The organism is Streptomyces sp. NBC_01476 (genome assembly GCF_036227265.1).
Taxonomy (GTDB): Bacteria; Actinomycetota; Actinomycetes; order Streptomycetales; family Streptomycetaceae; genus Actinacidiphila.
In genome coordinates this window covers 8075785-8090022 of record NZ_CP109446.1, presented here as the reverse complement: position 1 = coordinate 8090022, position 14238 = coordinate 8075785, and the positions used below count along the sequence as shown (strand labels likewise).

The following is a 14238-nucleotide window of genomic DNA, read 5'->3' as shown; positions in this document are numbered from 1 at the left end:
CCGTCGTGCCCGCGACCCCCAGCCCTGTCCCGTCCCGGCGTATCCGAAGGCGATGATGAGGACCTATCTCCTACGGCGGCTCCTCCAGGCCGTGTTCGTCCTGTGGGCCGCCTACACGGTGTCCTTCGGGGTGCTGTACCTGCTGCCCAGCGACCCTGCGACGATCATGGCCGCGGGGGGTGGTGACGCCAGTACCGTCACCCAGGAGCAGACCGACGCGCTGCGTCACAGTTACGGTCTCGACCAGCCGGTGGCCCAGCAGTACGGCACCCGGCTGCTGGACGCCGTCCACGGCGATCTGGGGCGGTCCGTGCAGAACGGTGTCCCGGTCACGCACCTGCTCTCGCGGGCACTCCCGACGACCGTGCAGCTCGCCGCCAGTGCCATGCTGCTGGCGCTGGTGCTCGGCAGTGCTCTGGCACTGGCGGCGAGCTGGACCCGGCGCGGCTGGCTGCGCCAGCTCCTGCTGTCACTGCCGTCGCTGGGGGTGTCCGCGCCGACCTTCTGGGTCGGCCTGGTGCTGGTGCAGCTGTTCTCCTTCCACTGGCGGGTCTTTCCGGCCTTCGGTGACGAGGGCTTCGCCGCGCTGGTACTGCCGTCCGTCACGCTGGCCCTGCCCGGGGCGGCGCTGATCGCACAGGTGCTCGCCAAGAGTCTGCGGACCGCGCTGGCCGAACCGTACGTCCAGACCGCGCTGGCCAAGGGCGCGAGCCGGCGGCGGGTGCTGTTCGGGCACGCGGTGCGCAACGCGTCGATTCCGCCCCTGACCCTGATCGGCATCATGGCGGGCAACGTCCTGGCCGGGGCGGTGGTCGTCGAGACCGTCTTCGCCCGGGCCGGGGTCGGACGCGAGACGGCGGCCGCGGTGACGGCGCAGGACATCCCGGTCGTCCAGGGGGTGGTCATCCTCGGCGCCGTCACCTTCGTCCTGACGACCCTCGCCGTCGACCTGATCCATCCGCTGCTCGATCCGCGGATCACCACCACGACGACACGACCGGCGGTGCGGGCATGACCGAACTGAGCATCCCCGACGCCGGCACCCCGGGTCCCGGCGAGGACGTTCCGTACGCGGACATCCCGGAGCCGCGGGACTCCCGGTCCCCGGCCCGCCGCCACCTCCGGTTCTGGCTGGCCAGGCCCGGCCTGGTGCTCTCCGTACTCCTGATCGCGGCGCTGCTGCCGGCGGCGTTCTTCCCCGGCCTGCTCACCTCGCGCGACCCCCTGGCCGCCGCGCCGCGCGACAAGCTCCTGCCACCCGGCGCCGGCCACCTCTTCGGCACCGACCAGCTGGGCCGCGACCTGTTCGCCCGCGTCGTGCACGGTTCTTTTCTCACCTTGCAGGCGAGCGTGCTGGCGGTACTCGTCGGACTCGTCGTGGGCTCGCTGGCGGGTCTGCTCGCCGGTTACCGGGGCGGAGTCGTGGACGACGCGCTGATGCGGCTCACCGATGTCCTGCTCTCCATCCCCGGCCTGCTGCTCTCGCTCGCGCTGGTCACCGCGCTGGGGTTCGGCACCGTCAAAGTGGCCCTCGCGGTGGGGGTGACCAGCGTGTCGACGTTCACCAGGATCATGCGCGCCGAAGTGCTGAAGGTCGCACGGTCCACCTATGTGGAGGCGGCGCGGGCCTCCGGCACCCGGTGGCTGCCCGTGCTGCTGCGCCATGTGCTGCCGAACGCCGCGGGCCCGGTGCTGGTCTACGCGGCCATCGACTTCGGCGCGGTCATCCTCCAGGTCTCCTCGCTCTCCTTCCTCGGCTACGGCGCCCAGCCGCCCGCACCGGAGTGGGGCTCGCTCGTCTCGGACGGCCGCAACTACCTCGCCACGGCGTGGTGGCTCACCACACTGCCCGGGCTCGTCATCGCGGCCACCGTGCTCGCCGCGAACCGCATCGCCCGCTGCCTCGACGGCGAAGACACGGAGGAACGATGACCGAAGGACCGTTGCTGGACATCCGGCAGCTGCGGATCTCCTACCGCACCCGGGCCGGTACCGTGCCCGCCGTACGAGGGATCGACCTGACCGTGCGGCCGGGCGAGGTGGTGGCCCTGGTCGGCGAGTCGGGCTCGGGGAAGAGCACGGCGGCGCACGCCGTGATGGGTCTGCTGCCGCGCGGCGGCTCGCTCGACGCGGGCGAGATCCTGTTCGCGGGCACCGACCTGGCCCGCGCCGGGGAGGACGCCCTGCGCGAGGTCCGGGGCCGTGAGATCAGCCTGATCCCCCAGGACCCGATGGTCTCCCTCAACCCGGTGCAGCGCATCGGGCATCAGGTGGCCGAGGTCCTGCTCATCCACCGGCTCGCCGACCGGCCGGCCGCGGGGCGCCGCGCACTGGAACTGCTCGGCGAGGCGGGACTCCCCGACCCGGTACGGGTGGCCCGCCAGTACCCTCACGAACTGTCCGGCGGCATGCGCCAGCGGGTGCTGATCGCCGTCGCGCTCGCCGCACGTCCCCGGCTGGTCATCGCCGACGAGCCGACGAGCGCGCTGGACGTCACCGTGCAGCGGACGATCCTCGACCACATCGGGACGCTGACCCGTGACAGGGGTATCGCGGTCCTGCTGATCACCCATGACCTCGGGATCGCCGCGGACCGTGCGCAGCGGGTGGCTGTCATGTCGCGTGGCGAGGTGGTGGAGACCGGGCCGGTACGGGAGGTTCTCCGATCCCCCGTTCATCCGTACACCCGTGGGCTGCTGGCGGCGGCCCCGAGCCTGGCCCGGCCCCGGACGACGCCCCGGTCGCGGGCGAAGGACGTGCACGCCGCCGGTCCGGCGCGGTCCGGCGCACCGGTCGCCGGCGAACCGGCGGCCGCTTCCCGGGATCTGGTCGTGGCGGAAGACCTGGTCAAGGAGTTCCCCGGTCACCGGGGCGCCCGGCACCCCGGGCTGCGGGCCGTCGACAGCATCAGCCTGCGGATCGGCCGCGGCGAGACGCTCGCCCTCGTCGGGGAGTCGGGATCGGGCAAGTCGACCACCGCGCGGATGCTCGTACGCCTCACCGACCCGACCTCGGGCCGGGTCACCTTCGACGGGCAGGACATCACCCGCCTGGGCGGCGGCGAGTTGCGCCGGCTGCGGCGCCGCATGCAGATCGTCTACCAGAGTCCTTACGCCTCGCTCTCCCCCCGCCTGTCCGTCGCCGACATCATCATCGAGCCGCTGCGCGCCTTCCGGATCGGGACCCGCGCCGAACGCGTCCGGCGGGCGGCCGCCCTGCTCGACCACGTGCGGCTGCCCGCCCCGTTCCTGGGCCGGCGCCCCGCCGAACTCTCCGGCGGCCAGCGCCAACGCGTCGCCATCGCCCGCGCGCTGGCACTGGGCCCGGAGCTGCTGGTGTGCGACGAGCCCGTCTCCGCCCTCGACGTGTCGTCACAGGCTCAGATCCTCGACCTGCTCGCGGATCTCCAGGACGAACTGGGGCTCAGCTACCTCTTCATCTCCCACGATCTGGCAGTGGTCCGCCAGATCGCCACCCGGGTGGGCGTGATGCGCGGGGGACAACTCGTCGAAACGGGCCCGGTGGAGAAGGTCTTCGCCTCACCTTCCCACCCCTACACGCGGGAACTCCTTGCGTCCGTACCGGGTGGTCGCACGCCGTAGGGGCCGTGCTCCGGGCGGAGCACGCGGGACGCGCCGATCCGGAGGTCGTCAGGGCCTGGGATCTAATGGGATCCGCCCGACGCGGGCGGGCCCGCTTCGGCAGGCCACTGAGCGGTTCAGGTGGCGGTTCTGGTGTGTTCAGCGGTGATCCGCGGTGCCGGGGTCAGAAAAGGAGGGCGCGTTGACCGCGGCTGAGGCCAGTCGAGCCACGCTCCCCCGCGCATGAGGAGTCTGCCGCGCAGTTCCGGCTCGCCGCGCCAGGCGAGCACGGTCGTCGGGGCCACGCGGATGTACGCAAAGGGGCCTTCCTCCGCGCAGGGGTCCCATCCGAACTTCGCGGCGAACCCGTCGGCGGCACCCTCAGGCACGCCCCGGTCGGAGAAGTGCTCCGCATCCCCTTGCAGGAGCACCACGTCGAAGGTGTCCGGCAGTGCCAGACGCACGCGGGGCTCCGCTCTCACATTGCGCGCGGTCGCGGAGTCCTCGCCGGTGCACAACCACACGGCCTGCCCGTCCCACCGGAACCACAGCGGCACTTGATGCGGGCCGTGATCCGGATGAGCCGTCGCTACCCATATGTCCCTTTCTCCGGCAAGCCGTTCAAGGGTGTCGCGCCTGCGCTCCGGCACATCACGACGAGCTGTTTCCGTGGTCCGCATGAGGAACGATCGAAGGGCACATCAAAAGGGCAGGGGAAAGGCCGACGATCCGGGCCGGGTCACCGGCCCGGCGACCGGCCCTGATCCGTTCCCTCGTGGTGGCGGCCCGGCACTGTCGTCACGTGGCACCGGCGATCAGGCCCAGGCCGCCGTCGAAGCGCCGGTACAGCACCCGGCCCAGGCCGCACTCCGGGTCCGTGAAGAACAGGAACGGCAGGCCCACCTTCACCATGCGGGCCGCGGCCTGGTCGCGGGTCAGGTGGGGGACGGGGCGGGGGCTCAGGGTGAACGGCACACCGCGGTGGGGCGGCGGCCCCGCCGCGACGGTACGGGCGAGACCGTAACCGGTCGGGCCGACCCTGTAGACGACCGCGTCGGCCTCGGTCTCCGCATCGGTGAACAGGTGGATGTCGTAGTCCATCGCGTCCATCGTCCACGCCGCCGCCTCCGGCCGGCACCACACCAGTTCCGGTTCCTTGACGCGTACGATCCGCCGGTCCCCGGCCCGGGGAAGCCGCGGGGCAGGCCGGGCGGAAGCGGTACGAGCGGAAGCCGGCCAGAGCCTGGGGGCCCAGCCATCGGCGGTCTGGGCGAACCGCTCGGCCAGTCGCTTGACCAACCGGTCGACCACCGCGTGCACCTGGGCCGCGGCGACCTGCACCCGGATACGACGTCCCGCGACCTCCGCGTTGACCTGGGCCACCAGCAGACCGGACGCGGCCTCGACGGTCGTCAACCGCGCGCGGACCGCGGTCACCGGCAGCCGGGCATCCGCCGTCATCCGGGCGATCCGGGCACGCACCCGGGCAGCCACCTGCGGAGCGACACCGCCCCCGGCCAGCACCTCGAACAACTCACCCACGGCACGATCCTCCTCGATCCTGAGCCACCGACCCCACACCGCCAGGCCCATCGCATCATCACCTCCGCCAGGACCGACCAGGCAGGGCCGACCGGACCCCACCCACGGGGTCCATCGGCCCTGTCGGCGCTTCGCGCAAGTGACCCGTCGTGATGGTCGCCTGCCGGGTCGATTGTCGTCTGCCCGTGCGGGGCCCGCGCAATGCCGGACCCGGAGTCGCTGCGGCCGCTCGCGCGGGCCGCAGCGGAAGTCCGACACCTGCTGCCGAACGTCGGTGGGGGCCGGCCGCCGCCCAGCCGGGTGATCGGACGTCGATGCCGCCGCCGAGCGCGGTCCTGGCGGCGGCCAGCCGGCCGGCCGGATGATCGTCTTGACAGCCATGGTCCTGGTGGGAGCCTTGAAGGGGCGGTGGGGGTTCCGTATCACCCCGGCCGCCCCGCGGTGCCGCACCGCCGTCGCGGGGCGGAACGCCCGCCACCTGTCACGCGGGCCGGCACAAGGGCGGGGCCCGTGTCCTCCGTGTACCTGCCTGCCGGCGGAAGACGGCTCCCCCGGCCCGCCGCGCCACGCGCCCGCCGCCGACCGCGCCTCCACGATCCTCAGGAGTGAGTGCTATGACCACCTCCAGCATGTCGGTATCGCTCGACGACGCCCGCCGGGTGATCGAAGCCGGTGAGAAGAAGGCCGTCGAGATCGGTCAGCCGAGCAACATCGCGGTTGTCGACAACGGCGGCAACCTCGTGGCGCACATCCGGATGGACGACGCCTGGATCGGCAGCGTCGACATCTCCATCAACAAGGCCTTCACCTCCCGCGCCTTCGACATCAGTACGGCCGATCTCGCCAAGAACGCAGCCCCCGGGGAGCAGTTCTTCGGCATCAACAGCTCCAACCAGGGCCGCGTGATGATCTTCGCCGGCGGCATCCCCCTCCGCCGTGACGGGAAGGTCGTCGGGGCGGTCGGCGTCAGCGGAGGTTCCGGCGAGCAGGACCAGTCCGTCGCGGAGGCAGCCGCCGCCGGCTTCTGACCGCCGCCACGCGGCTCCCCTCTCCACGCGACTCCCCCTCCGGGCAGCTCCGGACGAGTACGGCGCCGACGCACACCGTCAACCGCCGCCGTATCCCCCGCCGGGGACAACGGCCCGCTTCCGCCGCCCCGAGGGAACGACGCACCCGGGCCGACCGCTCGCCGTCCGCCCCGCCCCCACCGGGCCTGCCGGCCGGCACCACCCGTCACGGCACACGGACCGTAGCCGAAGCCGGCACCGCCCGAGATCCACAACCGGCGCGCCGGCCTGCCCCGCGCGCGGCCCCCTCCCCGCACGGCCGAAATCCGCCCCACCGGTGGCCACAAGCTCCGGCCCCGTGACCGGCACGACTGCGGCAACCGCCCGCCGCCCACCCTGCCGCGCACCCCGTCGCACACAGCGACCGCGGCGCCCGCCCGGAGCCCCCAACTTAAGTATGCCTAACCTTGCTTTATAGTTACGCCCTGTTGTAAAGTCTGGCCGATTCGGTTCCACCGTGGAGGAGTTGGCCATGACCCGCGCACGGGCGACCGCCCGGAGCAGAGATTTCCGCACCCTCACCGAGCCTGTCCGGCCGGCCCTCCTGACCGCCGGAGCCCTGCAGGCCGTGGCGGCGGTTCTCGCTCTGGTGCCCTTCGCCGCGGTGTACGAACTCGCCGACCACTTCCTGCGCGGCTCGGGCAGCGACGGCCGGGCCTGGGCGATCGTCGGGGTGGCGGCCGGCGCCGCGGTGGCACAGTTCCTCGTCGGCAGCGCGGCCGTGGCGGTGAGCCACCGCGCCGACGCCGACCTGGCCCTCGCGCTGCGCAGACGCATCGCCGACCGGTTGCGCAGAGCGCCACTCGGCTGGTTCACCCGGGGCACCAGCGGGACCGTACAGGCCGCGTTGCAGGACGACTTGGACGAGATGCACTACGCGGTCGCCCACGCCCGGCTCGATCTGACCGCGGCGACGGTCGCCCCGGTCGCCGCGCTGGCCTGGCTGTTCACGGTGAGCTGGCAGCTCACCCTGATCACCCTGCTGCCGACGGCGGTGTTCATCGGGATGCAGAAGGTCGTCCTGGCGAAGGCCGGCGGCGGGCGGAACGAGGTCGCCGCCGCGATGCGTTCGGTGCACTCGGCCGTCGTGGAGTTCGTGCAGGGCATCGCGGTGGTGAAGCTCTTCGGCCGGACGAAGCAGGCGCACCGCCGCTTCGCCGAGGCCGCCGACGACTACCACCGCACCTTCAGCGGTCTCAACGCGCCGGTGCTGCGGCTGATCTCCTTCGGTACGGCCGCGGTGGCGCCGGTGACGGTGCTGGCCGTGGTGCTGCTGGGCGGCACCGGCCTGGTCGCCGCGGACGTCGTCGATCCGGTCGACGTCCTGCCGTTCGTACTGCTCGGACTGGGGCTCGCCGCGCCGGTGCAGACCCTCGGTCAGGCGGCGGGCAGCATGCGCTCCGCGGAGGCTGCCGCGGGCCGGGTCCGGCAACTGCTGGCCGCACCCGAACTCGCGGAGCCCGCGGAGCCGCGGCTGCCGGACGGCGGGCGGGTCGAGTTCGACCACGTGACGTTCGCCCACACACCCGGCGTGCCGGTGCTGCACGATGTGCACGCGGTCCTCGAACCGGGCACGCTCACCGCCCTGGTGGGACCGTCCGGCGCCGGGAAGTCGACGCTGGCCACGCTGGCCGCCCGGTTCTTCGACGTCGACAGCGGCGCGGTGCGGATCGGCGGCGTGGACGTACGGGAGATCGCGCCGTCCGTGCTGTACCGGCAGGTCGGCTTCGTCTTCCAGGACGCGCCGCTGCTGCGGACGACCGTCGAGGACAACATCCGGCTCGGCCGGCCCGACGCGTCGGCCGAGGAGGTGCGAGAGGCGGCGCGGGCCGCCCGGATCGACGAGGTGATCGGCGCACTGCCCCGGGGTTACGCCTCAGTGGTCGGCGAGGACGCCCGGCTCAGCGGCGGCGAGGCGCAGCGGCTCGCGGTGGCCCGGCTGCTGCTCGCCGATCCGCGGGTGCTGATCCTGGACGAGGCGACCGCGTACGCCGATCCGGGCTCGGAGGCCGCCGTCCAGCAGAGCCTGTCCCGGCTGGCCGCCGGGCGGACCGTCCTGGTCATCGCACACCGGCTCGCCACGGTCACCGCGGCCGACCGGATCCTGGTACTGGAAGGCGGCCGGATCGTGGAACGCGGTACGCACGACGAGCTGTTCGCGGCCGGCGGGGTGTACCGGCGGATGTGGGACGCGCAGCAGCAGGCGGATCCCGGACAGCTCACCGGCCTGGCGGCGGCGGGCACCACGGAGGCGACGCGATGAGTTCCCCGGTCATCTCCCGCCCGGCTTCCCCGGCGGCTCCCCCGGACGGCCCCGCGAGGACCGCACGGTCCCGTTCGGTGCTCGGCCGGCTCTTCACCGTCGTCGGCCCGCAGTTGACGCCCGCCCTGCGGCGGCAGCTCGTCCGGGTCGCGGTGTACTCCGTCCTGCAGGGTGTGACGTTCGTCCTGACGGTGCCCGCGCTGCGCGCCCTGCTGGACCACGACACGACGGCCGCCTGGTGGTGGACCGGCGCGGTCACGGCCGCCGCCGCGCTCACGCTGGTGGCGCGGCACGCCCAGGCGATGGGCGGCTTCCGGGTGGGGCTCGCCACCATCAACGCGCTGCACCACCGGCTCGGCGACCACCTGGTGACGCTGCCGCTCGGCTGGTTCTCCGCCCGGCGCGGCGACCGGCTGACCCGGCTGGTCGGCCAGGGCACGAAGGACGCCAGCGGCATCGTCGCGCACCTGCTGGAACCGCTGCTGACCGGGGTACTGACCCCGGCCGTCGTACTGGTGGGGGTCTTCGCCTGGGACTGGCGGCTCGGGCTGACCCTCCTGGTGTGCGCTCCCGTGCTGTACGCGGTGCACCGGTGGAGCGCGGTGCTGGCCGCCAAGGTCGACGACCGGCTGGACGAGGCCGCCGCGGAGGCCAACGGCCGGGTGGTGGAGTTCGCCCGCGCCCAGAGCGTGCTGCGGGCCGGCGGGCCCGACGGGCTGGGCAGCGCGCTGCTGGACGACGCGCTGACCGCCCAGGACCGCGAGACCCGGCGCAGGTCCCGCGCCGACGCGCCGGCCCGGCTGCTGTTCGGGATCACCGTGCAGCTGGGCGTTGCCGCCGCGCTGGTGGTCGGTGCCGGCCGCCTGCTGGACGGGGCCGACCCCGGCACGCTGGTGGCGCTGCTGGTCCTGACCGTCCGCTTCGCCGAGCCGGTGGGCGCGGTCGCCAACCTCTCCACCGCCCTGCGGACCTCGGTGGCCGCTCTGGAAGGGGTCGCCGAGGTGCTCGCGGCCCGGCCGCTGCCCGAGCCCGCGGAGCCCGCTGTGATCGACGACCCGGCGGACGGACGCCGCGGCCTTGAGGTGGAGTTCCGCGAGGTGCGGTTCGGCTACGAGGCGGACCGGCCGCCGGTCCTCGACGGTCTGACGTTCCGCGCGGAACCGGGCACGGTGGTGGCCCTGGTGGGGGCGTCCGGCTCCGGCAAGACCACGGTGACCCGGCTGGTGGCGCGGTTCTTCGACGCGGACTCGGGGTCGGTCCTGGTCGGTGGCCACGATGTGCGGGACCTGACGGCAGGTCAGCTCGCCGGCATGCTCGCGGTGGTCTTCCAGGACGTCTACCTCTTCGACGACACGGTGTTCGAGAACATCCGGGCGGGCCGTCCGACGGCCACCGACGAGGAGGTCGAGCGGGCGGCGCGGCTGGCCCGGGTGGACGACATCGTCGCCCGGCTGCCGGACGGCCCGCTGACCCGGGTCGGCGAGGGCGGCGCGGCGCTGTCCGGCGGGGAGCGCCAGCGGGTGTCGCTGGCCCGGGCGCTGCTCAAGGACGCACCGGTCGTGCTGCTGGACGAGGCGACGGCCTGGCTGGACGCCGAGAACCAGGCCGCGGTCCAGCGCACCCTGGCCGAACTCTCCGGCCGCTGCACGCTGCTGGTCGTGGCGCACCGGCTGGAGACGGTCGTCGGCGCGGACCGCATCGTCGTCCTGGACGGGGGCCGGGTGGCCGAGACCGGCACCCATCAGGAGCTGCTGGCCAGGCCCGACGGCCGGTACGCGGCCTTCTGGCGGGAGCGGACCGGCGTCGGCGGCTGGCGGCTGGACGCCGCCCCACCGGCGGACATCCCACCGGCGGACATCGAGGAGCCGGAGGAGGTGCGGAGCCGATGACCTCAGTGAAGGACGCCGTGGACGCCGGGGAACGGGACCGGACGGCCGGGCCGGCCGTCGTCGTGACCGACCTGCGGCTGTCATACGGCACCCACACCGCGCTCGACGGTCTGTCGCTGACGGTCGGCGCCGGTGAGATCGTCGGGCTGCTCGGCCCCAACGGCGCCGGGAAGACCACCACCGTGAACGTCCTGTCGACGCTGGAGCGCGCGGATTCCGGCACCGCCCGGGTCGCGGGCTTCGATGTACGGGACGAACCGGCCGCGGTACGCGGTCTGATCGCGCTGACCGGCCAGTACGCGGCGGTCGACGAGCAGTTGACCGGCCGGGAGAACCTGGTGCTGTTCGCCCGTCTGCTGGGGCTGCGCAAGGCCGCGGCACGGGAGCGGGCCGCCGGACTGCTGGCCGCTTTCGACCTGCTGGACGCCGCGGACCGGCGGGCCGCCACGTACTCGGGCGGAATGCGCAGGCGGCTCGACCTGGCCGCCGGGCTGGTCCGCGATCCGGCGGTGGTCTTCCTCGACGAGCCGACCACCGGGCTCGACCCGCGCAGCCGGCTGGCGCTGTGGGGCGCGGTGCGCGAACTGCGGGCCCGGGGTGTGGCGGTGCTGCTGACCACCCAGTATCTGGAGGAGGCGGACCGGCTGGCGGACCGGATCGTGGTCATCGACCACGGACGGGTGATCGCCACCGGCACCCCGCAGGAGCTGAAGCAGCAGGTGGGCGGGACGTTCTGCGAGGTGACACCGGCCGACCCGGCGGACGCAGAGCGGGTGCTCTCGGCGCTGGCCGGCCTCGGCGCGGCCCTGCGTGAGGACGCCGTGGTGCTGCCCGCGCCCGACGGCCCGGCGACGCTGTCCGAGGTGGTCAGGCGGGTGGAGGCGGCCGGTGTCGCGCTGACGGACATCGCGCTGCGCCGCCCTTCCCTGGACGAGGTGTTCCTGGCGCTGACCGGCCGCCCCGCGGAAGCCGCCGCGGACCGCGGCGAGGCGGCGCCGTGACCGCCCCGACGGCCGCGGCCCCGGTCGCGCGCACCGCCTCGCCGCTGACACAGTCCTGGGTGCTGGCGCTGCGCGCGGTCACCCTGCTGGCGCGCGACACCGCCGAGATCTCCGGGGCCGTCATCGCACCGCTGGTGTTCTTCGTCGGCTTCTACGTGCCGATGCGGGGGGTGATGGAGCAGCGGGGCGTCGACTATGTGCAGTGGCTGCCGCCGATCGTCGTCCTGCAGTCGATGCTCTTCGTCGCGATGAGTTCGGCCGACGCGATCGCCGCGGATGTGCAACAGGGCATGTTCAACCGGTTCCGTACGATGCCGCTGGGCCGGCTCGCGCCGGTCGTCGGCCGGCTGGGCGCCGATCTGTGCCGGGCGCTGGTGGCCTGCGGCGCCGCGATCGGCACCGCCGCCGCCTTCGGTTTCCGGTTCGAGGCCGGGGCGGGGGCCGCGGCCGGCTTCGTCGCGCTGGCCGTGGCGTTCGCGCTGTGCCTGTCCGTCGGGTGTGTCGCCCTCGGTCTCGCGGTGGGCAACCCGGAGCACACCGCCTCGGCCATGCTCGTACCGCAGCTGCTGCTGACCATGCTGTCGACCGGCTTCACCCCGGTGACCGGGTTCCCCGGCTGGATCAGGCCCTTCGTCCGCGATCAGCCGGTCTCGCAGGCGGCGGACGCGCTGCGCGCGCTGGCCTCCGGCGGGCAGACCGCCCGGCCGGTGCTGATCACGGCGGCGTGGCTGGTGGCGCTGCTGGCCGTCTTCGCCTGGCTGGCCGGGCGGACCCTCGGCCGGGTGAAAGGAGGCCCGCGATGAGCGCCCCGAGCGTGCCCGCGCCGACGGGAACCGCGCTGGCGCAGGGCGGGTTGCAGGCCGGGCGGCTGCTGCGGCGCTGGTCGCGGTCGCCGATCGTCTTCGTGCAGGCACTGGTCTTCCCGGTGTTCCTGCTGCTGGTCTTCCGGCTGGTGTTCGGCGACAGCGTGGCCGCGTCGTCCGGCGGGGACAGCCTCAACCGTTTCCTGCCGCTGGCCACCCTGGTCGGCACGGTGTTCGGCGGGGTGGGCAGCGGTGCCTCGCTGGTGCTGGAGCGGCGCTCGGGCCTGCTCGACCGGTTCCGGGCCATGCCGGTGCACCGCTCGTCGCTGCTGATCGGGCGGCTGGAGGCGGAGCTGGTACGGGCGCTGGTGACCGCCGTGGTGTTCCTCGCGGTCGGCTACGCGCTGGGGTTCAGGGCGGCGGGCGGCGCGGGCGCGGCGGCGCTGCCGCTGTTCGTGGCGGTCCCGGTGCTGCTCGGCTTCGGCTTCTCCGCGCTGGTGTGCGCGGTGGCCGCGCACGCGCGCAGTGTCGCGGCGCTGAGCGGTCTGTCGATGCTCTTCACGCTGATGCTCTTCTTCAACACCGGGTTCGCGCCGCTCGACTCCTACCCCGGCGCGCTGCGTCCCCTGGTCCGTGCGCTGCCGATGAGCTGCGGCGCGGACGCGATGCGGGGCCTGGCAGGCGGCGGCGCGATCGCCGGCCCGCTGCTCGGTGTGCTCGCCTGGACGGTCGGCATGGTGGCCGTCTTCGGCGCCGTGGCCGTGCGGGGGCTGTCCGCGCCGGCCCGGCACGACAGTACGTGACGCGGGCCGGCGGATGAACCACCACACCGGCAGGACCGGGGCGGCGCCCGACGCCGCGCACCACCCGTGCGACCCGTGCGATCCCCGCATCAGGCCGCCGCGTCCACCGACCGGCCGGACGGCGTACTGACATCACCCACCCGACGACGGCCGCGTATCCGCCGCACCCGGCGGCAGCCGTCCCCCTGACCCCCCGCACCGCGGCGGCGACGCCCGCGGATCTGTTCACCTCGCTCGTACCACCTCGACCGGAGGACCCGTGTTGCGCACCATCAGACGCCCGTTCCGCCTTCTCGCCGCCGCGGCGGCCGTCTCCGGGATGCTGCTCGCCGTGAGCGCGTGCGGCTCGGACTCGCACGACGACGGCAAGGCCGGGGCCACCACCCCGGCGGCCACCACCGCGGCCTCGTCGTCCGGCTTCCCGCTCACCGTCAAGGACTCGCTCGGCAGCGTCAGCATCCCGGCCGCGCCCAAGCGGGTCGTCGTGCTCAGTTCTGTGGACCTCGACGCGTCGCTGGCGGCGGGTGTCGTCCCGGTGCTGGCGCCGAAGAACGTCTTCACCGCCGACGGCGGTTACCCCTGGCTGCAGGGGAAGCTGACCAAGGACACCGAACTGGTCTCCACGATCAGCGCGCTGCCGTTCGAGAAGATCGCCGCTCTCAAGCCCGACCTGATCCTGGACACCGGTGACTACACCGCGAAGGACAACTACGGCAAGCTGTCGCAGATCGCGCCGACCGTGGCGCCGCTGACCTCGGCCGCCACCGACTCGTGGGAGGACCGCCAGCGGCTGATCGGCAAGGCGCTGGGCCGCCAGGCCGAGTCCGACCAGGCGATCAAGCAGGCGCAGGACGCGGTCGCCTCGACCAAGGCCAAGTACCCGGGCCTGTCCGGCAAGACCTTCAGCGTCACGTACACCGCCGCTGCCGACCAGATCGTGACCCTGTCCTCGCCGCACGACTTCGCGGTGGGCTTCCTGCAGTCCCTCGGGCTCAAGCAGGCGCCCAAGCTCACCGACCTGGCCAAGAACAGCGCCGGTGTCGGCACCGTGAGCCAGGAGCGGCTCGACGTGCTCTCCGCCGACCTGATGATCAGTGCGTACCAGACGCCGGGTCTGGAGAAGCAGATCGGCGAGTCGGCGCTGATGAAGTCGGCGGCCTCCGGGCACACCTTCCAGGTGGTGGACCTGACCACGATCACGCTGCTGCGCAATCCCTCGACGCTGGGCCTGCCGTGGGTACTGGACCAGCTCGCGCCGGCCTTCGCGAAGGTCTCCGGCTGACCCGCCG

The 14238-nt window shown here is 73.6% G+C and carries 12 protein-coding genes; 10 read left to right on the top strand and 2 right to left on the bottom strand.

What is annotated here, in order from left to right; genetic code table 11:
- The first annotated feature begins 55 nt into the window (after nucleotides 1–55).
- The 3 genes from OG552_RS35070 to OG552_RS35060 are packed head-to-tail and all read left to right on the top strand — an operon-like array spanning nucleotide 56 to nucleotide 3602.
- Complete coding sequence (locus OG552_RS35070; RefSeq protein WP_329141359.1) at nucleotides 56–1015, top strand: ABC transporter permease; 960 nt, start codon at nucleotides 56–58, stop codon at nucleotides 1013–1015.
- The gene (locus OG552_RS35065) at nucleotides 1012–1932 is read left to right on the top strand and encodes an ABC transporter permease (protein WP_329140018.1); all 921 of its coding nucleotides are present in this window, start codon (nucleotides 1012–1014) and stop codon (nucleotides 1930–1932) included. The genes OG552_RS35070 and OG552_RS35065 overlap by 4 nt, the downstream gene beginning before the upstream one ends.
- The gene (locus tag OG552_RS35060; RefSeq protein ID WP_329140016.1) at nucleotides 1929–3602 is read left to right on the top strand and encodes an ABC transporter ATP-binding protein; all 1674 of its coding nucleotides are present in this window, start codon (nucleotides 1929–1931) and stop codon (nucleotides 3600–3602) included. Before OG552_RS35065 ends, OG552_RS35060 begins: the two co-directional genes overlap by 4 nt.
- A 116-nt stretch (nucleotides 3603–3718) precedes the next feature.
- Here the strand turns inward: OG552_RS35060 and OG552_RS35055 are convergent, their stop codons facing one another.
- Nucleotides 3719–4261, bottom strand: a complete 543-nt coding sequence (locus OG552_RS35055; RefSeq protein ID WP_329140014.1) for a pyridoxamine 5'-phosphate oxidase family protein — start codon at nucleotides 4259–4261, stop codon at nucleotides 3719–3721.
- A gap of 118 nt (nucleotides 4262–4379) precedes the next feature.
- Nucleotides 4380–5123 (bottom strand): sigma 54 modulation/S30EA ribosomal C-terminal domain-containing protein, encoded by a 744-nt coding sequence (locus OG552_RS35050; protein ID WP_329140012.1) that lies wholly within the window; start codon nucleotides 5121–5123, stop codon nucleotides 4380–4382.
- Nucleotides 5124–5737: 614 nt separating this feature from the next.
- Here OG552_RS35050 and OG552_RS35045 point away from each other — a divergent pair.
- The 7 genes from OG552_RS35045 (at nucleotide 5738) to OG552_RS35015 (ending at nucleotide 14231) form a co-directional block, all read left to right on the top strand.
- On the top strand, nucleotides 5738–6151 hold the full coding sequence (locus OG552_RS35045; RefSeq protein WP_329140010.1) for a GlcG/HbpS family heme-binding protein: 414 nt from the start codon (nucleotides 5738–5740) through the stop codon (nucleotides 6149–6151).
- Between the two features lie 511 nt (nucleotides 6152–6662).
- On the top strand, nucleotides 6663–8453 hold the full coding sequence (locus tag OG552_RS35040) for an ABC transporter ATP-binding protein (protein ID WP_329140008.1): 1791 nt from the start codon (nucleotides 6663–6665) through the stop codon (nucleotides 8451–8453).
- The gene (locus OG552_RS35035; protein WP_329140006.1) at nucleotides 8450–10342 is read left to right on the top strand and encodes an ABC transporter ATP-binding protein; all 1893 of its coding nucleotides are present in this window, start codon (nucleotides 8450–8452) and stop codon (nucleotides 10340–10342) included. Before OG552_RS35040 ends, OG552_RS35035 begins: the two co-directional genes overlap by 4 nt.
- Nucleotides 10339–11343, top strand: a complete 1005-nt coding sequence (locus tag OG552_RS35030; RefSeq protein ID WP_329140004.1) for an ATP-binding cassette domain-containing protein — start codon at nucleotides 10339–10341, stop codon at nucleotides 11341–11343. Before OG552_RS35035 ends, OG552_RS35030 begins: the two co-directional genes overlap by 4 nt.
- A complete protein-coding gene (locus OG552_RS35025) occupies nucleotides 11340–12146 on the top strand; it encodes an ABC transporter permease (protein WP_329140002.1) in 807 nt (268 codons plus the stop codon). Before OG552_RS35030 ends, OG552_RS35025 begins: the two co-directional genes overlap by 4 nt.
- Nucleotides 12143–12949, top strand: a complete 807-nt coding sequence (locus tag OG552_RS35020; protein WP_329140000.1) for an ABC transporter permease — start codon at nucleotides 12143–12145, stop codon at nucleotides 12947–12949. Before OG552_RS35025 ends, OG552_RS35020 begins: the two co-directional genes overlap by 4 nt.
- A 262-nt stretch (nucleotides 12950–13211) precedes the next feature.
- The gene (locus OG552_RS35015) at nucleotides 13212–14231 is read left to right on the top strand and encodes an ABC transporter substrate-binding protein (RefSeq protein ID WP_329139998.1); all 1020 of its coding nucleotides are present in this window, start codon (nucleotides 13212–13214) and stop codon (nucleotides 14229–14231) included.
- The last annotated feature ends 7 nt before the right edge of the window (nucleotides 14232–14238 follow it).